Source organism: Paracoccus tegillarcae (genome assembly GCF_002847305.1).
Taxonomy (GTDB): domain Bacteria; phylum Pseudomonadota; class Alphaproteobacteria; order Rhodobacterales; family Rhodobacteraceae; genus Paracoccus; species Paracoccus tegillarcae.
Window position 1 is genome coordinate 508,053 of sequence record NZ_CP025408.1, and the last position, 26,226, is coordinate 534,278.

Here is a 26,226-nt window from a genome sequence, read left to right on the forward strand (position 1 = left end):
CATGATGAAAAACGGGGGAACAGATGGTCGCGATCGCCTATTCGGTCGCCTTTGAGGGGGTGGATGCGCGTCTGGTCGAGGTGCAGTGTTCGGTGTCACCGGGGCTGCCCGGCTTTGCCATCGTCGGTCTGCCGGACAAGGCGGTAAGCGAGGCGCGCGAACGGGTCCGCGCCGCCTTTGACGCGTTATCGGTGGCCTTGCCGAGCCGGCGGATCACGGTGAACCTGTCGCCGGCGGATCTGCCGAAAGAAGGCTCTCACTTCGATCTGCCCATCGCGCTGGCAGTGCTGGCCGCCATTGAAATCGTGCCCGGCGATGAATTGGCGCGCTGCGTCTGCCTGGGCGAACTGGCGCTGGACGGTCGGTTGGTGCCGGTCACGGGCGCCCTGCCCGCTGCGATGGCGGCAGCGGAAGAAGATCGCGCGCTGATCTGCCCGCGCGCCTGTGGACCAGAGGCAGCCTGGGTCGAATCGGTGCCAGTACTGGCGCCAACGTCGCTGCGCGAGGCGGTCGATCACCTGACCGATCGCGCGCCCATCGCCCCAGCACGGCCCGGCACGATCCAGGCGCCTGAATTCATCGCCTGCCTGTCCGAAGTGAAGGGGCAGGAACGCGCCAAACGCGCGCTGGAGATTGCCGCCGCCGGACGCCATCACCTGCTGATGGTTGGCCCGCCCGGTGCAGGAAAATCCATGCTGGCAGCGCGGATGGCAGGGCTGCTGCCGCCGCTATCGGCCGCCGAGGCACTGGAAACCTCGATGATCCATTCGCTGGCCGGCGTGCTGAAGGATGGCGGTATCCCGCGACATCCACCGATGCGCGAGCCGCATCATACGGCCTCGATGGCGGCGATTGTCGGCGGCGGTCGCAGCGCAAAACCGGGCGAGATCAGCCTCGCCCATAACGGGCTGCTGTTTCTGGACGAATTTCCCGAATTTTCGCGACAGGTGCTGGAAACGCTGCGCCAGCCCATCGAAACGGGCGAAGTCGTGGTGGCCCGCGCAAATGCCCATGTGCGCTATCCCTGCCGGTTCCAGTTGATCGCGGCGGCAAACCCCTGCCGGTGTGGCCATCTGGCTGATGCGGCGCGGGCCTGCTCTCGGGCGCCAAACTGCGGTTCGGATTATCTGGGCAAGATCTCCGGGCCGCTGATGGATCGATTTGATCTGCGTATCGAGGTGCCGCAGGTCAGCTTTCTGGATCTCGACCTGCCAGCCGACGGCGAAAAATCGGCGGCAATAGCCGAACGCGTAGAGGCAGCCCGCGCGGTTCAGACGGCGCGCTTCAGCGAGCGGTCGCGTGCGCGTGTCAATGCCGAGGCTTCGGGCGCCATCCTGGACGAAATCGCGGCACCCGACAGCGAAGGTCGGGCGCTGATCCTGAAAGCATCCGAGAAGCTCGGCCTGACGGCGCGGGGCTATCATCGCATATTGCGAACGGCGCGAACCATTGCCGATCTGGATGGCAGCGAGGCAGTGCGGGTGAACCATCTGGCCGAAGCGATCAGCTATCGGCTGCCCTTTGTGGCGGGCGGGTAGAACCCGACCGCCTTGCGTGCCGCGACCGCCTGCCTGCTTGGCCCCATCGAGGGGCCGCGCAGGCACGGCGCATTTTGCGCCAATCAGCGACTGGCGAGACGTTTCTCGATTGCATCCCAGATCAGTGCGGCGGCGTTGATCCCGTCAAAGCGTTCCAGTTCCTGGATGCCCGTGGGCGAAGTGACGTTGATTTCCGTCAGCCAGCCGTCAATCACGTCGATCCCGGTGAAAATCAGCCCCTTTTCACGCAGCGCCGGGCCGATACGGTCGCAGATCTCGCGTTCGCGGTCGGTCAGGTCGATCTTTTCTGGCCGCCCACCCACATGCATGTTCGAGCGCGCCTCGCCCGCAGCAGGGACCCGGTTGATCGCACCGACCGGCTCGCCATCCACCAGAATGATGCGCTTGTCGCCCTGGACCACAGCGGGCAGGTATTTCTGCGCGATCAGCGGCTCGCGGTTGATGCCGGCGAACAGCTCGGTCAGGGATGACAGATTGGGGTCAGTCGGGCGCAAATGGAAAACGCCTGCACCGCCATTCCCGTAGAGCGGCTTTACGATAATATCGCCGTGGCGTTCGCGAAACCGACGAATGGCGGCCACATCGCGGGCAATCATCGTCGGCGGGGTAAGCTCGGGAAAATCCAGCACGAACAGCTTTTCGGGGCTGTTGCGCACCCAGAAGGGGTCGTTGACCACCAATGCTGCGGGATGCACGCGGTCCAGCAGATAGGTCGACGTGATATAGCCCATATCGAAGGGCGGGTCCTGGCGCAGCCAGATGACATCGAAATCGGACAGATCGACCTCGGCCCATTCACCAAAGGTGACGTGATTACCCTGTTCACGGCGCAGCGTCACCGGGCGGCCTCGTGCCAACACGCGGCCTTCGTCAAAAACCATCTGGTCGACGGTATACTGAAAAAGCCGATGGCCACGTGCCTCGGCCTCGAGACCGATGCGAAAGGTGCTGTCGGCATCGACGGACACGTCCTCGATCGGGTCCATCTGAAGGGCGACGGAAAGCGACATGCCGGATCTCCTTGGTCAGCGCATCCTGCTTGTCGCCCGGTCAGAAATCAGTTGCAAGGGTCCGGTGTGCCTAGTTCATCCCAAAGGCGTTGTGGATGATGTCGACGCGACCCAGCCCATCAACCAGCGCCGCATCGAAGCGCATCGGCACCGCGCGTCCGCCGTCAATGCCGTCAGCGAATTCCAGTGCGGCAAGGCAAATTCTGTCCATTTGCTGCCTGCCAAGGCGATACGACGCCTGTGCGTGACTGGTGGACTTTTTGACCTCGACAAAGACGATTTCATCGCCGTCGCGAAAAATGAGATCGATTTCACCCGCAAGTCCACGCCAGCGCGATTCCAGCAGGCTGCACCCCTGCAGTTCATAGCGCGCAGCGACCGAATGCTCGGCCATTTGCCCGGACAGGCAGGCGATCTGACCACGCCGCGCCCTGACGGTTTCGTTCTCAGGCCCTATACTCACTCTATGTCCTTTCGTCACCGGGCTTCATGTCCAGCGCAAGCTGATAGACGGCCCGCCGGGGCAAGCCCAATCGTGTCGCAACCTCGCGTGAGGCGTCTTTGACCGTCGCGTCCTGCAGCGCCTGTCGCAATTCAGCGCGAATCGCGTCGTCATCGACGGCGACGGGGGCTGGCCGATCCAGCACAAGCACGACTTCGCCGCGCAATCCTTCATCGGGGATTTGCTCGGCCAGTTCTGCAGCCGTTCCCCGGATCAGTTCTTCGAATTTCTTGGTCAGTTCCCTGCAAATGACGATAGATCGATTCGGTTCAATCTCGCACAATTTTGCCAAGGTATCCTTAACGCGCCTCGGGCTTTCATAAAGGATCAGTGTCGCATCGATTGCCCCCCATTGGCGCAGCCAGGTGTCGCGCGCACCATCTGCGTTCGGCGGAAAGCCTGCGAAAAGAAAGCGATCGCTTGGCAGGCCCGCCACGGTCAGCGCGGCCAGCGCAGCCGAGGCGCCCGGAACAGGATGCAACCGAAGGCCCATTGCAGCGGCGTCACGCGCAAGCTTGAAACCCGGATCGGCCACCATCGGCGTACCCGCATCCGAACAGAACGCCACCGAGGCACCCTCGGCCAGCCTGGCCAACAGACCCGGGCGAGCACGGTCGGCATTGTGATCGTGATAGGCGATAATTCGCCGTCCGCGCAGCGGGATCGCGTGGATCTCCATCAGGTGGCGCAGGACCCGGGTATCCTCGGCGGCCAGAACCTCGGCCGCGTTCAGCACGTCCAGCGCGCGCAAGGTTATGTCGCGTGCAGCGCCGATCGGCGTGGCCACCAGATACAGACCCGGCAGCAATGTCGGTGCGTCGATGCGCGCCGCAATCTCGGAGGCGGCGTCCAGTCCGGTGCGGTCGGTGTTATTGTTCATGCGGCTCTCCTGCCCGTTTTCCGGCTGCGCTGATTGCCAAGTCGGGGATATGTGAATACGCTGGCTGCCAGCAAGATAAACCCGAACCTGACAGGGAATTTTCATTATGTTCGCCTTTGCCCAACGCCATGGCGCGCTGCCCGCCCGTTCGTTTCTAATGCGGGCCGGCGCCATTGCATCTGCGGTTCTGATCGCCGCCTGCCAACCGATCGGTCAAGCCGGAACCGGCAGCCAGAGTGGCCAGATGATTGATCCATCTGAGCCCGTCACCGTCTCGCTGTTGGCGCCAGGCGGCAGCGGCAATGCCAATCTGGACTGGTTGTCACGCTCGCTCAAGAACGCCGCTCGGATGGCTGCCGCCGACGCTCAGGGTGCACAGATCGACCTGCGCATCTATGATACCGGCGGCGACGCGGCACAGGCCGTCGCGCGTGCCTCCGAGGGTGCTGATGCCGGCGCCAAGATCGTGCTGGGGCCGCTGTTTGCCGAATCTGCCAACGCTGTCGGAAACGCGATGGCGCAGCGCAATATCAATGTGATGACCTTCTCGAACAATGCCGATGTCGCGGGCGGAAACGTCTTCGTGGTGGGCAGCACCTTCGCAAACGTCGCCGACCGTCTGGTCAGCTACGGCGTGCGCAACGGCAAGCGCCGCATCTTGTCGGTGTCCGAGAATGACGTCGCAGGCCAGGTCGGCGCCCGCGCGATTGAAACGGCAGCCGCCAGAAATGGCGCGACGCTGGCCGGCAAAGTGACCCACCCGGTTTCGATCACGGGGATTGACGGCGTTGCGCCGCAAATCGCCCAGGCCGCGCAATCAGGCCAGATCGACGCGATCTTCATGACGGCAAACAATCAGGCTGTGCTGCCCTATCTGACCGAAAAACTGGCCGCCGCCGGCGTGACCAGCCAGGTCACCCAGTTCATGGGGCTGACCCGGTGGGACGAGCCCAACTCGCGGCTCGAACTGCCGCAATTGCAGGGCGGCTGGTTCGCGATCCCCGATACCACGCGCAAGGCGCAGTTCGAGGCCCGCTATCGCGCGGCCTATGGCGAGGCACCGCATGAATTGGCCGGTCTGGCCTATGACGGCGTCGCGGCCATCGCGGCGAATATCCGCGCGGGCAAACGCGATGCCGTTGCCAGTTCGGGCCTCACCCAGCGCGCAGGCTTTTCGGGTGTGAACGGTGCCTTCCGCTTCCGTCCCGACGGCACCAACCAGCGTGCAATGGCCGTGGCGACGATACGCGGCAATCAACTGGTCATCCTTGATCCCGCCCCGAGCCGCTTTGGCCGAGGTGCCGGGTTCTGATCTTGCCGACCAGGGAACCACAAATGCCGGATGATAATCCGGTTCAAAGCGCCCCGGCATTGCCCGGGGCGCATTCCGTATTCGATCCCGGCACCTTCCTGCCTGCATTGGATACGGCGCTGGCAGGGCTGACCGAAGCGCGTGATATTCGGGCCGCAACCGTCAAACTGCTATCAGAGGCGCGCAAATCGGCGATGGCCGATATCGTGACCGGTTTCGAGTCGCATCCGCGCGCCGCACGAGAGACCGTGCGGGCCATCGCCAGCCTGACCGACGGGATCGTGACCGCGATCCATCATGTTGCAACGACCCTGCTGCATCCCCATTCCAGCCCCTCGGAAATCGAGCGGCTGGCGGTGCTGGCCGTTGGCGGCTATGGCCGCGCCGAGATGGCGCCGCAATCGGATGTCGACCTGCTGTTCCTGACGCCCTGGAAGGTCACGGCCTGGGCGGAAAGCGTGGTTGAGTCCATGCTCTACATGCTGTGGGACATGAACCTGAAGATCGGTCATTCGGTCCGTTCCGTCGATGAGTGCCTGCGCCTTGGGGCGGGCGACATGACCATCCGCACCGCGCTGGTCGAACACCGGCTGGTCACAGGCTATGCACCGTTGGCGCAGGAACTGCGCGAACGGCTGTGGTCAGAGCTGTTCGTCAAGACGGTGCCCGAATTCGTCGAGGCCAAACTGGCCGAGCGTGACGCCCGGCACGAAAAACAGGGCGGCCAGCGCTATGTGCTGGAACCCAACGTGAAAGAGGGCAAGGGCGGGCTGCGCGACCTGCAAACGCTGTACTGGATCGGCAAGTATATCCACCGCGTGGATCGTGCCGTCGAACTGGTCGATCTGGGCTTTTTCACGCGCGAGGAACATCTCAGCTTCTGGCAGGCCGAGGATTTCCTCTGGGCCGTGCGCTGCCATCTGCATCTGATTGCGGGGCGACCGGTCGATCAGCTGACCTTTGATATGCAGGTCGAGGTCTCGCAGCGCATGGGATACCGCGATGGCAATGGTCGGCGCGAGGTCGAGCATTTCATGCAGGACTATTTTCGCCACGCCACCAATGTAGGCGAGGTCACGCGCGTCTTTCTGACCGCGCTGGAGGCAAGCCATGTTCACAAGGCGCCCTTTCTGGGCCGGCTGTTTCGACGCCGCCGCAAATTGCGCGTGGGTTTTGCCGAAGATGGCGGCCGGCTGGCCGTGGCGGACAGCGAAGAATTTGTCAGGCAGCCGATCAATCTGCTGCGCCTCTTCGAAGAGGCGCTGCGCACTGGTCTGCTGATCCACCCCGATGCGATGCGGCTGGTGACCATGCATCTTGACCTGATAGACGATTCGGTTCGCACCAATCCCGAGGCCGCGCGGATTTTTCTGGATCTGCTGCTCAAGCACGGCAACCCCGAACGCGCCCTGCGCCGGATGAGCGAACTGGGCGTGCTGTCGGCCTTTATTCCCGAATTCGAACCGATCGTGGCGATGATGCAGTTCAACGTCTATCATCACTACACCGTGGACGAGCATTCGATCCAATGCGTCGCCGCCCTGGCCGAGATCGAGCGCGGCGAACACCCCGATGATCTGCCGCTGTCGCATGAGATCATGGAAGCGGGCATCAATCGCCGGGTGCTTTATCTGGCGACGCTGCTGCACGATATCGGCAAGGGGCGGCCCGAAGACCACTCGATCCTTGGGGCGCGTCTGGCACGGCGGGTGGTGACCCGGCTCGGCTTTACCGCCGAAGAGGTCGAGACCGTCGAATGGCTGGTGCGCAACCATCTGCTGATGTCCGACGTGGCGCAAAAGCGCGATATATCCGACCCGCGCACGCTGCGCGACTTTGCCAAGGCGGTGAAGACGAAAAAGCGGCTGGACATGCTGCTGGTGCTGACCGTCTGCGATATTCGCGGCGTCGGCCCCGGCACCTGGAACAACTGGAAAGCGATGCTGCTGCGCAAGCTGCATCAGGAAACTGCGGCCGCGCTGGATGGCGGGCTGGAAGAACTGAACCGCGACAAGCGCCAGAACGAGGCCAAACGCGCCCTGCGGCACCTGCTGGTCGCGACCGGCTGGGAGGCCAAAGAGATCCGCGCCGAGATCGCGCGGCATTACGACAGCTATTGGCCGGGCCTGCCAACCGAGACGCAGGCGATCTTTGCCAGGTTGCTGAACGGGATTGGCCCCGATGAGATCCGCATCGACCTGAAACCCGATACCGACCGCGACGCCACCCGAGCTGCCTTTGTGCTGTCGGATCATCCGGGCATCTTCTCGCGCCTTTGCGGGGCATTGTCGCTGATGGGGGCCAACGTCGTCGACGCGCGCACCTATACCACCAAGGACGGCTATGCGACGGCGGTGTTCTGGGTACAGGATTCCGACGGTCACCCCTATGCCCAGGATCGCCTGCCCCGTTTGCGCCGCATGATTGACCGGACGCTGAACGGCGAAGTTGTCGCGCGCGATGCCTTTGCCGATCGTGACAAGCCGCGCAAGCGCGACAGCCAGTTCCGCTTTCCGACGCATGTCACCTTCGACAATGAAGGCAGCGATATCTATACCATCATCGAGGTCGACACGCGCGACCGGCCGGGCCTGCTTTATGACCTGACCCGGACGCTGGCGACGAACCATATTCAGATTGCCAGCGCCGTGATCGCCACCTATGGCGCGCAGGTCGTGGACAGTTTTTATGTCAAGGACATGTTCGGAATGAAGCTGTTTGCTGATGCCAAGCGCAGTTCGCTGGAAAAGAAATTGCGGCTGGCGATCCAGCAGGGCACGGAACGGGCAGGCAAGAACTGATGGCGAAATCCGGACTGGTGCGCGGCTTTCTGTCGGTTGGCAGCTGGACCATGGTGTCCCGCGTCTCGGGCTTTGTCCGTGACATCCTGATGGCCGCATGGCTGGGCACCGGCCCCGTTGCCGAGGCCTTTCTGATCGCGCTGTCCCTGCCCAACATGTTTCGCCGCTTTTTTGCCGAAGGGGCCTTCAACACCGCCTTCATCCCGATGTTTTCCAAGAGGCTGGAGGATCGGGCCGATGCACAGCGTTTCGCCTCCGAGGCGTTTTCGGGGCTGTTTATCACCGTGCTGATCCTGTCGGCGCTGGCGATGATCTTCATGCCGGGGCTGGTCTGGCTGATGGCCTCTGGCTTTGTGGGGGATGAACGTTTCGCGCTGGCCGTCGAATACGGGCGCATCACCTTTCCCTATATCCTGCTGATCTCGATGGCCTCGATGGTCTCGGGTGTTCTGAATGCCAATGGCCGCTTTACCGCCGCCGCCGCCGCGCCGGTCCTTCTGAACCTGTTGTTCATCATGGCCATGGGGATGGGGCGCTGGCGGGGTTGGGATCTGGGCCTGACGCTGGCATGGGCCACGCCTGTCACCGGGATCGCCCAATTGGGGCTGGTCTGGTGGGACGCCCATCGAACCGGCTGGACCTTCTGGCCCAAACGCCCGCGCTTGTCGCCCGACATGCGCCGGCTGCTGGCGGTGGCTCTGCCCGCGGCCTTTGCCGGCGGTGTGGTCCAACTGAACCTGCTGATCGGACGGCAGGTCGGGTCGCGGTTTGATGGCGCGATTGCCTGGCTCAGCTATTCCGACCGGCTTTATCAGCTGCCGCTTGGCGTGGTCGGTGCGGCGGTTGCGGTTGTGCTGTTGCCCGAATTGGCGCGCCGCTTGCGGGCCGAGGATCACGCGGGCGGCCAATCCGCCTATAGCCGCGCGACCGAGTTCGGCCTGTTCCTGACCCTGCCCGCCGCCTTTGCCATCGCCATCATCGCCGTGCCGATGGTCTCGACCCTGTTCGAGCGCGGCGCATTCGGTCCCGATGACACCGTGCAAACCGCCCGCGCGCTGGTCGTCTATGCGCTTGGCCTGCCGGCATTCGTGCTGCAGAAGATCCTGCAACCGCTGTATTTCGCCCGCGAAGATACCCGGACGCCCTTCCGTTTCGCGCTGTTTTCCATGTTCGTGAATGCTGCCGTCGCCTTCGGCCTGATGGGCAGTATAGGCTTTTTGGCCGCCGCCCTTGGCACAACATTTGCTGCCTGGGTGATGGTCGCGCAATTGTGGTGGGGCACCCGGTCGATGGGTCAGGCCGCGCGCGCCGATGCCCGCCTGCGCCGCGCTGCACCGCGTATCCTGCTGGCCTCGGCACTGATGGCAGTGGCGCTTTGGTTCATGATGAACTGGCTGGACGCCTCATCCATCGGCCGCATTCCCGGTCTGGCCATTCTGGTCTTTGGCGGCGCGGCCATCTATTTCACGCTGGCCTTTGCAACCGGCGCCTATCGCCTGTCGGAGCTGAAATCCGCCGTCAAACGGTCGCGCTAAGCCGCGCGATGCGCAGATGCACACGAGGTCTTGAGGGTCTGCGGCTTGTCGTTGCTTCCCCCAGCCTCCAAATAGCGATGCCGTTCCTTCATCAGGCCGTTTCTGGCCCACCCGCAAAGCCTGGACCAGATGTATAACCCTTTCAAACGCGCCCAATCCAAGGTCAAACGACAGATACGCCGGAACACCGCTGCCGCAGTCGCCAGCATGTTCGAGCCCTTTCGCCCGCCAAAGCCCAAGACCAAGCGCAAGACGACCAAAACAGCAAAACCTGCGACCAAGACGGCCACCAAACCCCGCGCGCGTGCCAGCAAGGCAAGTCAAACGGCCAAGACGCCCGCCACATCCCGCGCAAAAACGACGACACCGCGCGGTGCCTCGTTCAAACGCGGCGTCCATGTCTGCGAATTCGGGCAGCGCTCGTTCAACCTGTATACCCCGGTTTCTGCGAAAACGGCGACCGGCCCGCTGCCCTTGCTTGTGATGCTGCACGGCTGCGGTCAGACACCCGACGATTTCGCGCGCGGCACCGGCATGAACGTGCTTGCCGAAGAGTTCGGATTTCTGGTGGTCTATCCAGCGCAGGAACGCAGGACCCAGATCTATCGCTGCTGGAACTGGTACAAGCGCGACGATCAGGGCCGTGGGCAAGGCGAACCCGCACTGATCGCCAGCCTGACCCGGCGTGTGATCGCTGAAAACGACATCGATCCGGCCAAGGTCTATATCGCCGGCCTTTCGGCGGGTGCGTCCGCATCCTTGATCATCGCGTCCGCCTATCCCGATATTTTCGCGGCCGTGGGTGCGCATTCCGGCCTGCCGGTCGGCGCGGCCCATGACGAGCGCTCGGCCATCGTTGCCATGCAGCACGGCGCACCGGGGGATCGCAATCTGGTGCCGATGCCGACGATCAATTTCCACGGCGGCTCCGACAAGGTGGTGCACCCCCGTAATGGCCGCTTTGTCGCCTCCCGCGCGCTAGAGCCTTATTCGCATTTGCCCAAGTCAGAAAAGACCGGGCGGGTGCCGGGTGGCCGCAAATACGTCAAGACGATGCACAGGATCGGGAAAGGCCGGTCCTTTGTTGAACAATGGGTCATCGCCGATTCCGGCCACGCATGGTCCGGTGGCAACGCCGCTGGCAGCTATACCGATCCGGACGGGCCAGACGCATCGCGCGCCATGGTCCGGTTCTTCCTGCGCCATCGCACGACGGTAAAGCGGCGATCCGCTGCACCTGCCTGACCCGGTTCGTTCTGCGCGACCCGCCTTAGCGTTGCCGCAACTGCCACAGGGCACGGGCCAGCCCGCCATCGACCAGCAGGAAGGACAGGCCAAAGCCGGTTGCGAAACCCGCGATCTCTGCGATCCAGCCATGGCCCGCATTGCCATAGATCAGCCCGAAGACCAGTTGGAACAACAACAGCATCCCGATCAGCGCAAAGGCCCGCATCCGGTTCACATGCTGTGCCGCCAGCCGCGTCCACAGCAAAAAGGTAAACGCCCCGACCAGCCCGTAAACCGCCGGATATCCGCCCACCAGGGGCGCGACACGCCCATCATAGGTCGCTGAAAAGATGGTATAGACCAGCGCGCCGCCGATGGCCGAACCGAAAAACAGCGCCAGAACCGCCCAGGGCCTGAAATTCGAGGCCACCAGATTGCCCAGCGCCAGTGTGAAGGCGATGACGAACAGCGCATGCATGAAGCTGTAGTGAACGAAGGAATAGCTGAACAGCCGGTACGCCTGCCCCAGATCAACCGACCCCATCGCCCACATCCGTTCGACCATCTCGGGCACATAGGCCACGCGCTGGATGATCGTCGGGCGTATCGTTATCCCCTCGGCCCCGCCAATCAACCCGACGGATCCCAACGCAAAGATCGCCTCGGCCGCAATCATCGGCAGCGCCAGCACCCAGACCACCCAAGGCAACTGGTTGATCGGCGACTCATTCATCCCTTCACGCATCATCTCTCCTGTGGTTGCGATCCGACCGGGCAACCGCTAAGCGAATGACGAGCAAATTCCAAGCAGGCGAAGCGATGAGCAAGACCCACACCCCGCGCATCTTTTCCGGCATCCAGCCCTCGGGCGGGCTGACACTGGGGAATTATCTGGGCGCGTTGCAGCGCTTCGTGTCACTGCAGGACAGCGGGATAGAGACGATTTACTGCCTCGTCGACCTGCACGCGCTGACCACCTGGCAGGATCCTGACAAACTGCGCCTGCAAACCCGCGAGGCCGCCGCAGCCTTCATGGCCGCTGGCGTCGATCCGGTGCGCTCGATCCTGTTCAACCAAAGCCAGGTCAGCGCCCATGCAGAACTGTCCTGGCTGCTGTCCTGCGTCGCGCGCGTGGGCTGGATGGACCGCATGACCCAGTTCAAGGACAAGGGCGGCAAGGACCGGGAGCGTGTCAGCCTTGGGCTTTACGCCTATCCCGCGCTCATGGCCGCCGACATTCTGGCCTATCACGCGACTGCCGTGCCGGTGGGCGACGATCAGAAGCAGCATCTGGAACTGACCCGCGACATCGCGGCCAAATTCAACCATGATTACGACGTCGACTTCTTTCCCATCACCGAACCGCTGATCGAAGGCGTGGCCACCCGCGTCATGTCGCTGCGTGACGGGTCGAAGAAAATGTCGAAATCCGATCCTTCGGATGCCAGCCGCATCAACCTGACCGATGATGCCGACGCAATCTCGAAAAAGATCCGCAAGGCCCGCACCGATGCAGAGCCCCTGCCCGGCAGCATGGACGGACTGAAGGATCGCCCCGAGGCGCGCAATCTGGTCAATATCTATGCCGCACTGTCCGAGGAAACGCCCGATCAGGTGCTGACCCGCTTCGAGGGCAAGGGCTTTGGCGATTTCAAGCCTGCGCTGGCCGATCTGGCAGTATCGGTCGTCTCGCCCATCACCGGGCGGATGAACGATTTCATGGCCGATCCGGCGGAAATCGACCGTGTATTGGGTGACGGTGCAGACCGCGCCGATGCGATTGCCAGGCCGATCCTGGATCAGACCAAGGATATCGTCGGGCTGATCCGCTCGCGCGGGTAAGCGCCTGACAGACAAGATGATGCGCCAGCCCGGTGGTTGGCGCATGGGCGGCTGATGCCGTAGCGCACCCGATTTTGTCGCATTCTGACAAGTCGCGGTCAAAAAATACCAACATTCTGGCCTATGCGGCCCATTGGCACGACTTTGGGTGCAGAACCGACCGGCACCACTGGTCCCTTCTGCCCTATGCGGCAATGACATAGACTGAGCAGGGTCAGGTCAGGCAGGATCGACCGTGGCGAGGGGGAAGACAGATTTGGACGATCGCAAGGGCATCTGGAAATCGGGCCGAGGCAAGGGCCGACACACGCCCAAGGGCCGGCAGGTCGATGACGAGGCGCTGGAACAGGTCCGCGTGCTGCTGGGCGAGGCCCCACGCAGCCGCGATCTGCTGATCGAGTATCTGCACCGTATTCAGGACCAATATGGCCACCTCTCGGCTGCCCATCTGCGCGCACTGGCCGAAGAAATGCGCCTTGCGATGGCTGAGGTCTACGAGGTCGCCACCTTCTACGCCCATTTCGACGTGGTGAAGGAAGACGAGGCGCCGCCCCCTGCGCTGACCATCCGCGTCTGCGACAGCCTGTCATGCGAATTGGCCGGCGCGCAGGCCCTGCTGGCTGCGCTGAAAGACGGCCAGAACCCGGCGCAGGTTCGCGTCTTGCGGGCGCCCTGCATGGGCCGTTGCGATACCGCGCCGGTGCTGGAGCTGGGTCACAATCATATCGATCATGCGACGCCGGAAAAGGTCACGGCTGCGATCAACGCGGGCGACACGCATGCCCATATTCCCGACTATCAGGATTTTTCCGCCTACACCGCGACCGGCGGCTATGACGCGCTGGCCCGCCTGCGCGCGGGTGGCGATTGGGAACAGGTGCAGCAGCAATTGCTGGATGCGGGGCTGCGCGGCCTTGGCGGGGCGGGTTTCCCCTCTGGCAAGAAATGGGGCTTTGTCCGCGCCAATCCCGGCCCGCGCTACCTTGCGGTGAATGGCGACGAGGGCGAGCCGGGGACGTTCAAGGACCGCTATTACCTTGAACGCACACCGCATCTGTTTCTGGAAGGCATGCTGATCGCGGCATGGGCCGTGCAGGCAGAGCGCGCGTTTATCTATATGCGCGACGAATACCCTGCCGTGCTGGAAATCCTGCACTGTGAGATCAAAGCACTGGAGGGTGCCGGTATAGTAGAGCCGGGCTATATCGACCTGCGGCGCGGTGCGGGCGCTTATATCTGCGGCGAAGAAAGCGCGATGATCGAGTCGATCGAGGGCAAGCGCGGCATCCCCCGCCACCGCCCGCCTTTCGTGGCGCAGGTTGGCATCTTTGATCGGCCCACATTGGTCCATAACGTCGAGACGCTGCACTGGATCGCGCGCATTTGCCGCGAAGGTCCGCAGGTGCTGAACGGCACCGAAAAGAACGGCCGCAAGGGTCTGCGCAGCTATTCCGTTTCGGGCCGCGTGGCGCAGCCGGGGGTTCATCTGCTGCCAGCAGGCTCGACGATCACCGACATCATCGGGGCCGCTGGCGGAATGGCAGACGGCCACGCTTTCAAGGCCTATCAGCCGGGCGGGCCGTCCTCGGGCCTGCTGCCCGCATCCATGGCGGACATCCCGCTGGATTTCGACACGCTGCAACCGCATGACAGCTTTATCGGCTCAGCCGCCGTTGTGGTTCTGTCCGATCAGGACAGCGCGCGGGACGCGGCGCTGAACATGCTGCGGTTCTTCGAGGATGAAAGCTGCGGGCAATGCACACCCTGCCGGGTCGGCTGCGAAAAGGCGGTCAAGCTGATGCAGGCCGAGCACTGGGACCAGCCGCTGTTGCGGGAACTGAGCGCCGCGATGGTCGATGCCAGCATCTGCGGACTGGGTCAGGCCGCGCCGAACCCGATCCTGCTGACGATGAAACATTTCCCCGAGGAGGTCTGACATGTCCGACCCCATCCGCTTTACCCTCGACGGAGCCGAGGTCACCGCCGAACCCGGCCAGACCATCTGGGAAATCGCCAATGGTCGCGGCCTGACGATCCCGCATCTGTGCCACAAGCCCGCGCCCGGTTATCGCCCCGACGGCAATTGCCGCGCCTGTATGGTCGAGATCGAGGGCGAACGCACGCTGGCCGCCTCCTGCATCCGCGAACCCGCCGCTGGCATGGTCGTCAAGACCGCCTCTGACCGGGCCAGGGCCTCGCGCAAGATGGTGATGGAGCTGCTGCTGGCCGATCAGCCGGCCCAGGACGTGGCGCATGACCAGTCAGCACCGTTCTGGGACATGGCTGCGGCCGCCGGCATCAGCACCAGCCGGTTCCCGAAAATGGCCCCGGCAGCCGTCCCGGCCACCGATGCAAGCCATGTCGCGATGACCGTCAATCTGGATGCCTGCATCCAGTGCGGGCTGTGCGTGCGGGCCTGTCGCGAGGTGCAGGTGAACGACGTGATCGGCATGGCGTTTCGCGGACATGGCACGCTGCCGGTTTTCGACATGGACGATCCGATGGGCGACAGCACCTGCGTGGCCTGCGGCGAATGCGTGCAGGCCTGCCCCACTGGCGCGCTGATGCCCGCCACCGTGGTTGATGCCGCACAGATCGGCGACCGCGCCGATTTCGACAGCGAAACCGAAACCGTCTGCCCCTTCTGCGGGGTGGGCTGCAAGCTTAGCTTGAAGGTCAAGGACAGCCAGATCAAATATGTCGAGGGCCTGAACGGCCCCGCCAATGAAAACCGGCTCTGCGTCAAGGGCCGGTTTGGTTATGACTACATCCACCACTCACACCGCCTGACCAAGCCGCTGATCCGGCGCGAGGACGCGCCACCCAAAGGGCTGAATGTCGATCCCCAAAACTGGCAAACCCATTTCCGCGAGGCCGAATGGGACGAGGCGATGGCCTTTGCCGCGGGCGGGCTGGGCAAGCTGCGTCAGGCCCATGGCGGGCAATCGGTTGCGGGCTTTGGCAGTGCCAAATGCACGAACGAAGAGGCCTATCTGTTTCAGAAACTGATCCGGCAGGCCTTTCGCCACAACAATGTCGATCACTGCACCCGGCTGTGCCACGCCTCATCGGTGTCGGCGCTGATCGAGAATGTGGGATCAGGCGCTGTCACCGCGACCTTCAACCAGATCGAAAACGCTGATGTCGCCATCATCATCGGCGCCAATCCGGTCGAGAACCACCCCGTCGCTGCGACCTTTTTCAAGCAGTTCACCAAACGCGGCGGCAAGCTGATCGTAATGGACCCGCGCGGCGTCGGAATGCGGCGCTTTGCCAGCCATATGCTGCAATTCCGGCCCGGTGCGGATGTCTCGATGCTGAACGCGATCATGCATGTGATCGTGGAAGAGGGTCTTTATGACGAGCAGTATATCCAAGCCTATACCGAGAATTGGGAGGCCGAGAAGGCACATCTGAAGGACTTCTCGCCCGAGGCCATGGCCCCGATTTGCGGCATCGAGCCGGATGTCCTGCGCGACGTGGCCCGCACCTTTGCGGGTGCGCAGGCGGCGATGATCTTCTGGGGCATGGGCGTTTCGCAGCATATCCACGGCACCGACAATTCGCGCTGTCTGATCAGCCTGGCGCTGATGTGCGGTCAGGTCGGGCGCCCCGGCACCGGGCTGCACCCGCTGCGCGGTCAGAACAATGTGCAGGGCGCGTCCGATGCGGGCCTGATCCCGATGTTCCTGCCCGATTATCTGTCGGTCGAGAACACCGAATACCGCGACAAGGTCATCGGCATCTGGGGCGATAATGGCGGCGATGGCTGGGCGGCTGACTGGTCAGACAAAAAGGGCCTGACGGTGACCGAGATCATCGACCAGATCTATGACCGCAATATCAAGGGCATGTATATTCAGGGCGAAAACCCGGCCATGTCGGACCCCGATCTGGATCACGCCCGCGCGGCATTGTCGCGGCTGGAACATCTGGTTGTGCAGGATATCTTTCTGACCGAAACCGCGAACTATGCTGACGTGATCCTGCCCGCCTCGGCGCTGTATGAAAAGAACGGCACCGTCAGCAACACCAACCGTCAGGTGCAACGCGTGCGTCCCGCCGTGCCGCCGCCGGGCGATGCGCGTGAGGACTGGCTGATCACCATCGATCTGGCGCAGCGGCTTGGGCTGAACTGGCAGTATGACCACGTGTCGCAGGTCTATGACGAGATGGCCCTGACCATGCCGTCGCTGGACAACATCACCTGGGAACGGCTCAAGACCCAGACCGTCACCTACCCGTCGCTGTCGCCCGAAGATCCGGGTCAGGCGGTGGTCTTTGGCGATGGCTTCCCGCGCGCCGGTGGGCGGGCAAAGTTCACGCCGGCATCGGTCATTGCACCCGATGAAGTGCCAGATGCCGAATACCCGATGATCATGACCACAGGCCGGCAGCTGGAACATTGGCATACTGGCTCGATGACGCGCAGATCCAAGGTGCTGGACGGGGTCGAGCCCGAGGCCAATGCCTCGCTGCATCCGAAGACCCTGCGGCGGCTTGGGGTCGAGCCGGGCGAGATGATACGCCTGACCACCCGGCGCGGCAGCATCACCATCATGGCGCGTGCGGACCGGGCGGTGGCCGAGGATATGGTGTTTGTCCCCTTTGCCTATGTCGAGGCGGCGGCGAATATCCTGACCAACCCTGCGATCGACCCCTATGGCAAGATCCCCGAATTCAAGTTCTCGGCGGTCCGGGTCGAACCGATGACGGCAGCCGCCGAACGTTGATCGTCACCGCCGGATCGTTGCTCAGGCACCGGATTTGGCGCGATCCAGCACTTCGGCCAGAACCGAGACGGCCAGCGTCCGCGCATCGCGGGCAGAATGGATCAGACCGACCGGGCCATGCAGCCGCGCGATCCGGTCCTCGGTCACGCCCAGTTCGGCCAATGCGTGACGCCGGGTCGCGGCGGCGCGCTGTGATCCCTGCGAACCGATGTAAAAGGCCGGCGTCTGCAGCGCGCCCTGCAGGATCGCCGGTTCCCAATCGTGATCGTGAAAGAAAAGCACGATCGAGGTCCAGCCATCCACGCTCAGATCGCCGGGCCAACCGGGCCGGATCATTCGCTGCGTGGCGCAACCTGCCCCAGCCGCGCTTTGCAGCGTTTCATCGTCGGGGGACAGCAGCAGACCGGGAAAGCCCACCGAATGGGCCAGCGCCGCAAAGGTAAAGGCCTCAGGACCCTTGCCAAAGACCAGAAAGCGCAGCTCTGGCTCGATCCTCAGGACGAAATCCTTGTCTGCCAGCCCTGTCTGCCCCTCGGCTTGCAGTGCCATTGCACCGGTTCGGGTGTTGATCCGCAGCGAACAGACCTCGCGCGCGTCTCGCTTGGCAGCGACCTGCCGCAGCACATCGCGGTCGGGGTTGGGCAGCAGCAGGATATCCAGCCCGCCGCCGCAGGGCAGCTGGATGTCGATAAAGGGCGAACCGCGACCATAGCGGACATTGCGCGGCTGCCCCTCGGCCATCGCCTGACGGGCGTGATGGGCAATGTCGGATTCGACGCAGCCCGAGGATAGCGTGCCCACCAGAGTATCATCCTCGCCCTCGGGCATGATCGCCATGACCGCACCCACCGGACGATAGGACGGACCCTCGACCCCGGTGATGATCGCCAGCACGACATCGCCCGGCGCGGCCACAGCCTCGGCCAGCGGATCGCGCGACACAGCAGCGGATTGGTTCAGAATATTCATGCCTGACAGTCCCATTCCTTTGCCTATCAGTTAGGATGCGCATCGCGTTCCGACAATGCGTCTTTGGTCGAACTGCGCCGCGCACACTTGTCTTCAGCCCTCCGCTGGCACAGGCTTGGCCATAGATCCAATCGGCAGGGCCATACATGAGCAAACCCCATATCGTCTTCGACCTCGGCGAGGTTCTGATCGGCTGGACACCTGAACTTGCCTTTGCCGATGACTTCCCGGATCCGGCGCAGGCGCGGGACTGGATGACAGAAATCGGCTTTCGCGACTGGAACTACCTTCAGGACGGAGGCCGCCCGCTGTCCGAGGGTCTGGCCGCTGCGCGCGCCGCCCACGGCGAACTGGCGGCCCCGCTGGAGCGCTATACCGACAACTTTCCGGCCTCGATCCGCAAAGCGGTGCCCGGCAGTTGGGATCTGGCAGAGGCGCTCAAGGCCGATGGCTACCGGCTGCTGGCGATCACCAACTGGTCGGCGGATAACTGGCCTGCCGCCCTGTCGCTTTATCCACGGCTGACAACCCTGTTCGAGGATATCGTGGTCTCGGGCATCGAGGGTTTGCTGAAGCCCGAACCAGAGATCTACCTTACCCTGACCCGCCGCAATGGAATTGAACCCGGCGATTGCATTTTCATCGATGACAGCCCCGCCAATGTGGCGGGCGCACAGGCTGTGGGAATGGACGCCATCCATTTCACCGATGCGCCCGCGCTGGACAAAGCGCTGCAAGCCCGTGGAATCGTCATAACCAGAGACGCTTGAACTGCCCCGACAGGCCGCATATACCGATGGTCGATGCGGGTGTAGCTCAATGGTAGAGCAGCAGCCTTCCAAGCTGAATACGTGGGTTCGATTCCCATCACCCGCTCCATCACCCTGAATGTCTGACTTGTATGCCTCTTGGATCGCGCGCCTTAGCGGCGCAGTCTTTCGGCAACGGGTCGTGTCAGCGCAATTGCCGCCGGGACCAGTGCGAACAGCAGGGCGATGGTGAAATAGGTGGCAACCAGATGCAGTTCAGACCAGCCCATCATGGGGCGGATCAGCAGACCGGTACGCGCCGATAGCAGGCCAGACAGCACGCGCACGGCGAGAAACCCCAAACCCAACCCAAGGACAGAGCCGGCGCCCAGCAAAACCGCAGCATAAGACCAGACAACCGCAAAGACCGCGCGCGAGGGTGCACCCAAGGCACGCAGCAGGGCCAACCGCCGTTCGAACAGTTGGGACAGCACGATCAGACCGGCCATGACCGCAGCGGCGACCAAAGCCTGTGTGCCAAGCGACATGACCGACATGATTTCGCGCATATTGCCCATCAGCCCATGCAGCCGGGACAGCACCGCGCCGGGAAAGAAGGCCATCGTATCGCGCGTGGTGAATTGCGATTGCAGCCCGTAGGCCGTGGGCAGATCCGGCGTCGTGACCAGAACCGCCGGGCTGCCGGGAAAATGCTCGGCGTCGAAAGGGGGGCCGATCCGTTGGCTTTCGATATCATCATGGCCGTTGCCCAGCCCATGGGTCAGCCAGACGCCCTCGACCGGCTGAATGATCGCGTCGTCCCACGGGCTGCCGGTGGGCGCCATGCGCCCGGTGACATGCAGATGCACACCCTCATGCGCGTGATCCTCGGCCAGCGCGCCATGGCCATGGGCGGGTTCCACCTCGCCGCCCACGGCCAAGGGCACGCGCGCGCCGATCACGGCCTCATCGGGGGTGCCAAAGATCGCACCCTCGGCCAGCAGCCCCGACAGATGCGCGACGAAATCCGCAGTGCTGCCGACGATCGGATGACCCTGCCAGCTGTCACCATAGGCAATCGGCGTCAGGGTGGCGCGGTCGCCTGCGGCCTCGGTCAGTGCCTGCCAGGTGGCACCGTCCAGCAACGGCGCATCAACGGCCTGCAGGTAGACGGTGGCCATCAGCATGGACACCTCGTCACCCGGCGCAGCGACGATCAGGTCGAACTTTTCCGCCACCCGCGCCGAGGCCTGACGCAACCCGCGTTCCTGCGCGATCAGCCCGACCCCCAGTGCAACCGACAGCGCCACCAGCAAAACGAAGGCAAGGTTGGTCCAGCGATAGCGGCGCAACAGGCTGCGAACCAGCGGCCCTACCAGCAACCCGCGACAGATCATCCAGCCCAACAACAGCGCCGGAGCAAGAATGGCGGCCAGAACCAGCGCATCCTGCGCGCCAGCCGACAAGCTGTGCCAGAGACCGCTCATGGATCCGCCACCAATCTGCCGTCACGGATGGTCAGCGTCCGGTCCATGGACGCCCAGACCTGCTCATCATGGCTGACAATGACCACGCTGCGACCTGCGTCGCGCGACAGCGCCGCAAGATCGGCGATCAGCGCATCGGCAGTGGGGCGATCAAGGCTGGCCGTCGGCTCATCGGCCAGCAGAATGGCGGGGTCATGCGCCAATGCACGAACGACCGCCACGCGCTGACGTTCGCCGCCCGACAGCAGTTCGGCCCTGCGATCGGCCAGCGGTGCGATACCCAGGCGTTCCATCAACGCATCGGTGCGGCGCGCCAGCGATCTGCGGTCAGGCCGGAACATGGCCGCGATCATCGCGTTCTGGCGCGCGGTCATTTCCTCGAACAGGATGAAATCCTGAAAGATCATGCCAATATGATCGCCGCGAAACCGCGTGCGCTGCGCATCCGACAGACCGCAGAGATCCGTATCCCCCCAGGCCAGCCGCCCCTGCCCCGCGATCAGCCCCGCCATAGCGTGCAGCGCGGTGGTCTTGCCTGCCCCCGATGGCCCGCGAATGCCCGTCAGGCTGCCGGGTGGCAGGTCCAGCCGGTTCAGAGACAGCAAATCCCGGTCGCCCGCGCGAACCCGGAGATCACGGATCGAAAGCGCCAGACTCATACGCGCTGATATTCCGCATCCGACAGCCGCACCCGGCTGACAAAGCCAAGCTCGGGGTCCTTGTGGGTGCCCAGTTCAAGCGCGCCCGACACGACAATAGGGATGTTGAAGGCGATCACCTTGACTACACGCTTGGCATAGATGGCGACGATATCGTCGGGCCAGTCCGACGCGCTGTTGCAAAACGGGCAGACCGCCATCGGGCGACGCGTCAGCACGAAAAAACGGCTCTCGGCGCGAAGGGGCGGGGCCATAAAGCCCTCGACCCGGATGCGCTGACCCTGCAACCCCTCGGCCAGTGGCGAAAACGACAGATCCTTGTTGTAAAGATCGCGCAACAGGATCGGATCATCGGCGGCAAATGCCCCTGTGGCCAAGGGCAGCGCGGCCAGCGCCAACAGGGCAGAGCGGCGGTCGAAAGAAGCCATGGCATGGCCTTTCAGGTCAAATGGGACGGGCCGTCAGGTAGCCCGCCCACTGATTGTAACAGATCATGCCCTACTCGGCGGTCACAGCCTTGAGCATGACGTGAAAGATCAGGTTCTGCTCGATCACGCCGCGGAACAGATGCGACCAGGGGCCGGTGGACATGACCGCGACATCCTCGCCGGAATGCGTCTCGGAAGGCATGGGCAGCAGCGCCTGTTGCAGGTAATCGGGATCGGTTGCCTCTTCCTGGGTCAGGTCCGGCCGCGACCCGCTCCAGTCATTCGCGCCCTCCTCCTGATGCAGGATCGAGCCGGCGCCGTTCAGATAACCGGCAACGGTATAGGGCTTGCCGTCCAGCGCCATGCTGGGCGTATCAGTGTGCTCATGGCCCTGATCATCGACCTCATAGCACAGGCCGGTGATCGGCGTGCCGCGCCCGCAATAGCCGTTGAAGTTCACCGCGTGGCTGTGATCGGCCGTGACGATGATCAGCGTCTCGGCGGTGTCGACCATCGACAGGGCCATTGCAATGGCATCGGCAAAGGCTGCCCCGTCTGTCACCGTGCGATGCAGGTTGCCAGCGTGATTGGCGTGATCAACACGGCCCGACTCGATCTCAAGGTAATAGCCATCCTCGTTCTGCGACAGGTTGGTGATGGCCATTTCGGTCATCTCTGCCAACGAAGGCTCGCCGGTGCGGTCATGTTCATATTTCATGTGGCTGGCCTCGAACAGGCCCAGAACCGGCTGCGACAGATCGGCGGCGCGTGCCGTCTCGTCGTTCCAGACATATTGCCAACCGTTGGCCTTGATCTCCTCGACCAGATTGCGGTCATCGACGCGGCGGCCCTCCTTGCCTTCGTCATCGGTGATGCCGTTGGGCAGAAAGTGCTGACGCCCGCCGCCCATCGCAAAGTCGATGGTCCCGGCGCTGATCGCGTCGGCCATCTGCAGGGCAATGTCCTTTTGCGCGCAGTTCTCGGGAAGCTGGGTATCGTCTTCCCAGTCGCGATTGGCGGTCCTGGAATAGACTGCCGCCGGGGTGGCATGGGTGATGCGTGCGGTGGTGACGATGCCCACCGATTTGCCCATGTCACTGACGATCTCGGAAAAGGTGGTAAGGCCGGCATTTGCGGCGGCATCGCAGCTGTCATAGGCACCGGCATCGTCGATATTGATCGTGCCATTGCGCGACTTGATACCTGTGTTCATCGCGCTGGCGGTTGGCGCGGAATCCGGGGTCTGGCCGTTGGTGGTATAGGTTTTCACCAGAGCAACGTTGGGGAATGTCTCTTGCGGCAGAACATGGTCGTCCCCCATGCCGCCTGTCTGCTGGCCCACCCACAGGCGCGTTGCGTAATTGGTACCGATACCGTTCCCGTCAGCTACGAACAGGATGACGTTCTTTGCGCGGTCTGTATTCGGCTGAACGGCCTCCAACTCGGCGATATGAGCCTGAGCATCGGTGTACCAGGGGCTTTCCTGCTGAGAAATGGTGACCTGGGCAGCAGCCCCGGTTGCGAACAGAAGTCCAATGGCGGTGGCAGGGATGCGAATTGACATGGTAACCTCATAGGTTGTGTTCGAAGGGCCAATCTCATCTTAAGATGACAATCCGGTGCACGTTGCACAACGATTTTGTGATATTTGCGGTCCAATGCTGCCGCACCCGCGCCCCGATCGCGTTGCGCTGATCCTCAAGTCACAGTCAAACTTGCCGCCGGCAGAGCCGCCAGGCATCTGGTTTTCTGCGATTTTTCGGGCTAGATCATCGCGCAACCCGTTCGGTCAGGCACCCTGCCCTTGCGCCCATAGCCCGCGCATCCCATTCTTACCCGATGGAACAAGCCAGCCCGACGAGGAGTTTTGGCGCAAATGGCGAAAGGAACGCCCATGTCCCGCAAGGCCACTCAACGGCTGTCCTTCTATCTGCTTGTGCTGCTGACGCTCTACGCATCACTGCATGGCGCGGCATAGGCGGCAGGCATGGCACAGCGTTACGGTGGAAAATACTCGCCCGATGGCCAGCAGCGCGGCCCCGGTGATCCGCAGGCGGTCCAACCGATGGGGGCGATGCGGCACGCGCTGGAAAGCCGCGTCAAATGGGTCACCATCGCCGCATCGCCGTTTCTGCTGGGGGCGTTCGGCCAAACCCCAACCGGCTTGGTCACCGATCTGGCGGCCTTTGGCACCATGGCGCTGGCGGGTTGGCTGACCCGCGAAGGCTTGCAGGCCCAAGCCGCCTACGAGGCACGCCGCGTCGCCAAACGCCCGGCCTTTCCGCGCAAATTGTTCGGCAGCGTCCTGACCGGGCTGGGTCTTGCCGTCGGCGCGGCCGAACCCGGTGCCTATGCAGACGGCGCGCTGATCGGCATGGCGGGTGCGGCGCTGCATTGGCTGTCCTTTGGCCCCGACCCGATGCGCGACAAGGGGATGGAAGGCGTCGACAGCTTTCAGCAAGACCGCGTGGCGCGGATGGTTGGCGAAGGACAGCGCTATCTGGACGGCATGAAAGAGGCGGTCCTGCGCACCGGCGACCGACGGCTCGAGTCGCGGGTGTCGATGTTCGAGGCGACCGTGCATGACCTCTTTCGTCAGGTCGAACAGAACCCAGAGGATCTGTCCGCTGCGCGGCGATATATGGGCGTCTATCTGATGGGCGCTCGTGATGCGACGGTGAAGTTCGTCGATGTCTATTCGCAGACCCGCGATGCCCGCACCCGCGAGGATTACGAGGCGCTGCTGGCCGATCTGGAAACCAATTTCGCCGCACGGACGGGTGCCTTTCTGGACGGCAGCCGCACCGATCTGGATATCGAGATCCAGGTGTTGCGTGACCGGCTGGCACGCGAGGGTGTCGACAGCCCCGAACGCGCTGCGACCGCGCTGGAAAGCCAGGATGCGGTCACCATGGACGAGTTGTTGCGCGCGCGTGACAAGGCTGAAACCAAATCCTGACATGCCCCGCTTTGCGCTGAAGATCGACTATGACGGCGCCCCCTTCGCTGGCTGGCAGGCACAGGCCGACCAGCCGACGGTTCAGGGGGCGATAGAGACTGCTCTGGCGCGGCTGGACCGCGGCTTTGCTGCGGGCGCACGGATCGCGGCGGCGGGCCGCACCGATGCGGGCGTTCATGCCACGGGTCAGGTCGCGCATGCCGATCTGGAAAAGGACTGGGACCCGTTTCGTCTGTCCGAGGCGCTGAACTGGCATCTGAAACCGGCACCTGTCGCGGTCTTGCAGGCGGCCCGGGTAGATGACAGCTTTCACGCGCGCTTTTCTGCGTCAGAGCGGCGCTATACTTTCCGCCTGATCGCACGCCGCGGGCCGGTCACCCATGATCGCGGTCTGGTCTGGCAGGTGCTGAACCCGCTGAACGTCGAGGCCATGCGCGAAGGTGCGGCGCATCTGATCGGGCGGCATGATTTCACCACATTCCGGTCCTCGATCTGTCAGGCGCAAAGCCCGGTCAAGACGATGGACGAGATCAGCATCGAGGAAATCGCCCTGCCACAGGGCGCCGAGTATCTGTTCCATCTGCGCGCGAGGTCGTTCCTGCACAATCAGGTTCGTTCGATAGTCGGCACATTAGAGCGTGTCGGCGCAGGCGCATGGGAACCGATACGCGTGGCCGAGGCGCTGGCGGCATGTGACCGCGCGGCCTGCGGCCCCGTCTGCCCGCCGCACGGTCTTTACCTGACCGGCGTAGGTTATCCGCAGAACCCGTTCAGGTCCGGCACTGATAGCTAGGGATGCAATTGCTGTGCTGGCTGCGCAAGAACGCCGGTCAGACGTCCGATTGCTGCTGCCTGCGAAGGCGACGTCTACGGCGCCCGACGCCGACTGTCACGATCCTTACCGTCTGCCACATGATCCAGACATCCATCATGATCGAACGATGCCGCTGATAGATCAGATCCAGTCGCAGCTTGGCGGGCAGGCAGCGGCGGCGATAGACGAATTCAGTCGCTTCGGCGCTGCTGCACGAAGACAGGATGCGCCCCTCGTGACGGTGATAGATCAAGGTCGCAAGCCCGGTGACACCCGGACGGCTTTTCAGCACCTGCGCGTAGACGGTCGGGTATTGTTCGACATGTTCGCGATTGGGTGGCCGGGGTCCGACAAAGCTCATGTCGCCCTTGAGGATGTTGAACAACTGCGGCAACTCGTCGATCCGGGTCCGGCGCAGGAAATGGCCGAAACGCGTGATCCGGGCATTCTTGTGCGGGCCGGTGACGCCGTAATCGCTTTCCTCGACACTCATGGTGCGGAATTTCCACAGCGTGAAGGACTGTTTCAACCCAGACATGCGCCTTGCGCTGTAAATGATCGGTCGGCCCTGTGTGATCAACAGTGCCAGAGCAACACCGCCCATCAGCAGCAGCACGGGCAGCAGCAGCAGTGTCGCGAAGACAATATCAAAGAGACGCTTTGACAGGGGCATCGGATAGCTCTGCGCTTCCGCATCAGAGGTAAACCACGCCATCTGCGGCATGTTCAGCCCTGTGAGCTGCGACACCTCTGTCTTGTC

The 26,226-nt window shown here is 63.3% G+C and carries 21 protein-coding genes and 1 tRNA gene; 12 read left to right on the forward strand and 10 right to left on the reverse strand.

Annotation, left to right across the window (positions count from 1 at the left end; all coding sequences use genetic code 11):
* Window positions 1–23 precede the first annotated feature (23 nt).
* Window positions 24–1,538 carry a YifB family Mg chelatase-like AAA ATPase gene (locus CUV01_RS02555; RefSeq protein WP_101459094.1) on the forward strand — a complete coding sequence of 505 codons (1,515 nt, stop codon included), beginning with the start codon at window positions 24–26 and terminating at the stop codon, window positions 1,536–1,538.
* Window positions 1,539–1,621: 83 nt separating this feature from the next.
* Here CUV01_RS02555 and gshB read toward each other — a convergent pair whose 3' ends face one another.
* From gshB to rsmI, 3 genes are all read right to left on the reverse strand, one after another.
* A complete protein-coding gene (gene gshB / locus CUV01_RS02560; protein ID WP_101459095.1) occupies window positions 1,622–2,569 on the reverse strand; it encodes a glutathione synthase in 948 nt (315 codons plus the stop codon).
* A 70-nt stretch (window positions 2,570–2,639) separates the two neighbouring features.
* The gene (locus CUV01_RS02565) at window positions 2,640–2,963 is read right to left on the reverse strand and encodes a YraN family protein (RefSeq protein ID WP_101459096.1); all 324 of its coding nucleotides are present in this window, start codon (window positions 2,961–2,963) and stop codon (window positions 2,640–2,642) included.
* A 70-nt stretch (window positions 2,964–3,033) separates the two neighbouring features.
* Window positions 3,034–3,951: a 16S rRNA (cytidine(1402)-2'-O)-methyltransferase gene (gene rsmI / locus CUV01_RS02570; protein ID WP_101459097.1), complete on the reverse strand. Its 918-nt coding sequence runs from the start codon at window positions 3,949–3,951 to the stop codon at window positions 3,034–3,036.
* A 106-nt stretch (window positions 3,952–4,057) separates the two neighbouring features.
* On the opposite strand from rsmI, the gene CUV01_RS02575 reads away from it, so the two are divergent.
* The 4 genes from CUV01_RS02575 to CUV01_RS02590 all read left to right on the forward strand — a co-directional run bounded on the left by CUV01_RS02575 (window position 4,058) and on the right by CUV01_RS02590 (window position 10,844).
* Window positions 4,058–5,263 carry a penicillin-binding protein activator gene (locus CUV01_RS02575; protein WP_101459098.1) on the forward strand — a complete coding sequence of 402 codons (1,206 nt, stop codon included), beginning with the start codon at window positions 4,058–4,060 and terminating at the stop codon, window positions 5,261–5,263.
* A gap of 23 nt (window positions 5,264–5,286) precedes the next feature.
* Window positions 5,287–8,064 (forward strand): [protein-PII] uridylyltransferase, encoded by a 2,778-nt coding sequence (locus tag CUV01_RS02580; RefSeq protein ID WP_101459099.1) that lies wholly within the window; start codon window positions 5,287–5,289, stop codon window positions 8,062–8,064.
* A complete protein-coding gene (murJ, locus tag CUV01_RS02585) occupies window positions 8,064–9,599 on the forward strand; it encodes a murein biosynthesis integral membrane protein MurJ (protein WP_101459100.1) in 1,536 nt (511 codons plus the stop codon). Before CUV01_RS02580 ends, murJ begins: the two co-directional genes overlap by 1 nt.
* Window positions 9,600–9,728: 129 nt before the next feature.
* On the forward strand, window positions 9,729–10,844 hold the full coding sequence (locus CUV01_RS02590; RefSeq protein ID WP_101459101.1) for an extracellular catalytic domain type 1 short-chain-length polyhydroxyalkanoate depolymerase: 1,116 nt from the start codon (window positions 9,729–9,731) through the stop codon (window positions 10,842–10,844).
* Window positions 10,845–10,869: 25 nt separating this feature from the next.
* On the opposite strand, the gene CUV01_RS02595 is transcribed toward CUV01_RS02590, so the two are convergent.
* The gene (locus tag CUV01_RS02595) at window positions 10,870–11,559 is read right to left on the reverse strand and encodes a rhomboid family intramembrane serine protease (protein WP_232962443.1); all 690 of its coding nucleotides are present in this window, start codon (window positions 11,557–11,559) and stop codon (window positions 10,870–10,872) included.
* Window positions 11,560–11,645: 86 nt separating this feature from the next.
* On the opposite strand from CUV01_RS02595, the gene trpS reads away from it, so the two are divergent.
* The 3 genes from trpS (at window position 11,646) to fdhF (ending at window position 17,401) form a co-directional block, all read left to right on the forward strand.
* Complete coding sequence (gene trpS / locus CUV01_RS02600) at window positions 11,646–12,668, forward strand: tryptophan--tRNA ligase (protein ID WP_101459102.1); 1,023 nt, start codon at window positions 11,646–11,648, stop codon at window positions 12,666–12,668.
* Between the two features lie 256 nt (window positions 12,669–12,924).
* Window positions 12,925–14,604, forward strand: a complete 1,680-nt coding sequence (locus CUV01_RS02605) for an NAD(P)H-dependent oxidoreductase subunit E (RefSeq protein ID WP_101459103.1) — start codon at window positions 12,925–12,927, stop codon at window positions 14,602–14,604.
* Window position 14,605: 1 nt separating this feature from the next.
* Window positions 14,606–17,401 carry a formate dehydrogenase subunit alpha gene (gene fdhF, locus CUV01_RS02610; RefSeq protein ID WP_101459104.1) on the forward strand — a complete coding sequence of 932 codons (2,796 nt, stop codon included), beginning with the start codon at window positions 14,606–14,608 and terminating at the stop codon, window positions 17,399–17,401.
* Between the two features lie 21 nt (window positions 17,402–17,422).
* Here fdhF and CUV01_RS02615 read toward each other — a convergent pair whose 3' ends face one another.
* Window positions 17,423–18,370: an XdhC family protein gene (locus tag CUV01_RS02615; protein WP_198731869.1), complete on the reverse strand. Its 948-nt coding sequence runs from the start codon at window positions 18,368–18,370 to the stop codon at window positions 17,423–17,425.
* 146 nt (window positions 18,371–18,516) lie between these two features.
* Between CUV01_RS02615 and CUV01_RS02620 the strand changes: the two genes are divergently transcribed.
* A complete protein-coding gene (locus CUV01_RS02620; RefSeq protein WP_101459106.1) occupies window positions 18,517–19,140 on the forward strand; it encodes an HAD family hydrolase in 624 nt (207 codons plus the stop codon).
* Window positions 19,141–19,175: 35 nt separating this feature from the next.
* A tRNA-Gly gene (locus CUV01_RS02625) sits at window positions 19,176–19,249 on the forward strand.
* Window positions 19,250–19,292: 43 nt separating this feature from the next.
* Here CUV01_RS02625 and CUV01_RS02630 read toward each other — a convergent pair.
* From CUV01_RS02630 to CUV01_RS02645, 4 genes are all read right to left on the reverse strand, one after another.
* A complete protein-coding gene (locus tag CUV01_RS02630; RefSeq protein WP_101459107.1) occupies window positions 19,293–20,606 on the reverse strand; it encodes an FtsX-like permease family protein in 1,314 nt (437 codons plus the stop codon).
* Window positions 20,603–21,265, reverse strand: coding sequence for an ABC transporter ATP-binding protein (locus CUV01_RS02635; RefSeq protein WP_101459108.1), 663 nt, complete (start codon window positions 21,263–21,265; stop codon window positions 20,603–20,605). Before CUV01_RS02635 ends, CUV01_RS02630 begins: the two co-directional genes overlap by 4 nt.
* Window positions 21,262–21,693: a hypothetical protein gene (locus CUV01_RS02640; RefSeq protein WP_101459109.1), complete on the reverse strand. Its 432-nt coding sequence runs from the start codon at window positions 21,691–21,693 to the stop codon at window positions 21,262–21,264. Before CUV01_RS02640 ends, CUV01_RS02635 begins: the two co-directional genes overlap by 4 nt.
* Window positions 21,694–21,763: 70 nt before the next feature.
* Window positions 21,764–23,257, reverse strand: a complete 1,494-nt coding sequence (locus CUV01_RS02645; protein ID WP_198731870.1) for an alkaline phosphatase — start codon at window positions 23,255–23,257, stop codon at window positions 21,764–21,766.
* A gap of 423 nt (window positions 23,258–23,680) precedes the next feature.
* On the opposite strand from CUV01_RS02645, the gene CUV01_RS02650 reads away from it, so the two are divergent.
* Together CUV01_RS02650 and truA are read left to right on the forward strand one after the other, a co-directional pair.
* The gene (locus tag CUV01_RS02650; RefSeq protein WP_101459110.1) at window positions 23,681–24,652 is read left to right on the forward strand and encodes a 5-bromo-4-chloroindolyl phosphate hydrolysis family protein; all 972 of its coding nucleotides are present in this window, start codon (window positions 23,681–23,683) and stop codon (window positions 24,650–24,652) included.
* 1 nt (window position 24,653) lies between these two features.
* Window positions 24,654–25,445: a tRNA pseudouridine(38-40) synthase TruA gene (gene truA / locus CUV01_RS02655; RefSeq protein ID WP_101459111.1), complete on the forward strand. Its 792-nt coding sequence runs from the start codon at window positions 24,654–24,656 to the stop codon at window positions 25,443–25,445.
* A 37-nt stretch (window positions 25,446–25,482) separates the two neighbouring features.
* On the opposite strand, the gene CUV01_RS02660 is transcribed toward truA, so the two are convergent.
* On the reverse strand, window positions 25,483–26,139 hold the full coding sequence (locus tag CUV01_RS02660) for a sugar transferase (RefSeq protein WP_101461810.1): 657 nt from the start codon (window positions 26,137–26,139) through the stop codon (window positions 25,483–25,485).
* Window positions 26,140–26,226: the final 87 nt, after the last annotated feature.

Excerpts from the sequence above, each read along its gene's own strand:
- CUV01_RS02555 (WP_101459094.1), top strand. The coding sequence starts at position 24 with ATGGTCGCGATCGCCTATTCGGTCGCCTTTGAGGGGGTGGATGCGCGT.
- gshB (WP_101459095.1), bottom strand. The coding sequence starts at position 2,569 with ATGTCGCTTTCCGTCGCCCTTCAGATGGACCCGATCGAGGACGTGTCC.
- CUV01_RS02565 (WP_101459096.1), bottom strand. The coding sequence starts at position 2,963 with ATGGCCGAGCATTCGGTCGCTGCGCGCTATGAACTGCAGGGGTGCAGC.
- rsmI (WP_101459097.1), bottom strand. The coding sequence starts at position 3,951 with ATGAACAATAACACCGACCGCACCGGACTGGACGCCGCCTCCGAGATT.
- CUV01_RS02575 (WP_101459098.1), top strand. The coding sequence starts at position 4,058 with ATGTTCGCCTTTGCCCAACGCCATGGCGCGCTGCCCGCCCGTTCGTTT.
- CUV01_RS02580 (WP_101459099.1), top strand. The coding sequence starts at position 5,287 with ATGCCGGATGATAATCCGGTTCAAAGCGCCCCGGCATTGCCCGGGGCG.
- murJ (WP_101459100.1), top strand. The coding sequence starts at position 8,064 with ATGGCGAAATCCGGACTGGTGCGCGGCTTTCTGTCGGTTGGCAGCTGG.
- CUV01_RS02590 (WP_101459101.1), top strand. The coding sequence starts at position 9,729 with ATGTATAACCCTTTCAAACGCGCCCAATCCAAGGTCAAACGACAGATA.
- CUV01_RS02595 (WP_232962443.1), bottom strand. The coding sequence starts at position 11,559 with ATGAATGAGTCGCCGATCAACCAGTTGCCTTGGGTGGTCTGGGTGCTG.
- trpS (WP_101459102.1), top strand. The coding sequence starts at position 11,646 with ATGAGCAAGACCCACACCCCGCGCATCTTTTCCGGCATCCAGCCCTCG.
- fdhF (WP_101459104.1), top strand. The coding sequence starts at position 14,606 with ATGTCCGACCCCATCCGCTTTACCCTCGACGGAGCCGAGGTCACCGCC.
- CUV01_RS02615 (WP_198731869.1), bottom strand. The coding sequence starts at position 18,370 with ATGAATATTCTGAACCAATCCGCTGCTGTGTCGCGCGATCCGCTGGCC.
- CUV01_RS02620 (WP_101459106.1), top strand. The coding sequence starts at position 18,517 with ATGAGCAAACCCCATATCGTCTTCGACCTCGGCGAGGTTCTGATCGGC.
- CUV01_RS02630 (WP_101459107.1), bottom strand. The coding sequence starts at position 20,606 with ATGAGCGGTCTCTGGCACAGCTTGTCGGCTGGCGCGCAGGATGCGCTG.
- CUV01_RS02635 (WP_101459108.1), bottom strand. The coding sequence starts at position 21,265 with ATGAGTCTGGCGCTTTCGATCCGTGATCTCCGGGTTCGCGCGGGCGAC.
- CUV01_RS02640 (WP_101459109.1), bottom strand. The coding sequence starts at position 21,693 with ATGGCTTCTTTCGACCGCCGCTCTGCCCTGTTGGCGCTGGCCGCGCTG.
- CUV01_RS02645 (WP_198731870.1), bottom strand. The coding sequence starts at position 23,257 with ATGTCAATTCGCATCCCTGCCACCGCCATTGGACTTCTGTTCGCAACC.
- CUV01_RS02650 (WP_101459110.1), top strand. The coding sequence starts at position 23,681 with ATGGCACAGCGTTACGGTGGAAAATACTCGCCCGATGGCCAGCAGCGC.
- truA (WP_101459111.1), top strand. The coding sequence starts at position 24,654 with ATGCCCCGCTTTGCGCTGAAGATCGACTATGACGGCGCCCCCTTCGCT.
- CUV01_RS02660 (WP_101461810.1), bottom strand. The coding sequence starts at position 26,139 with ATGCCCCTGTCAAAGCGTCTCTTTGATATTGTCTTCGCGACACTGCTG.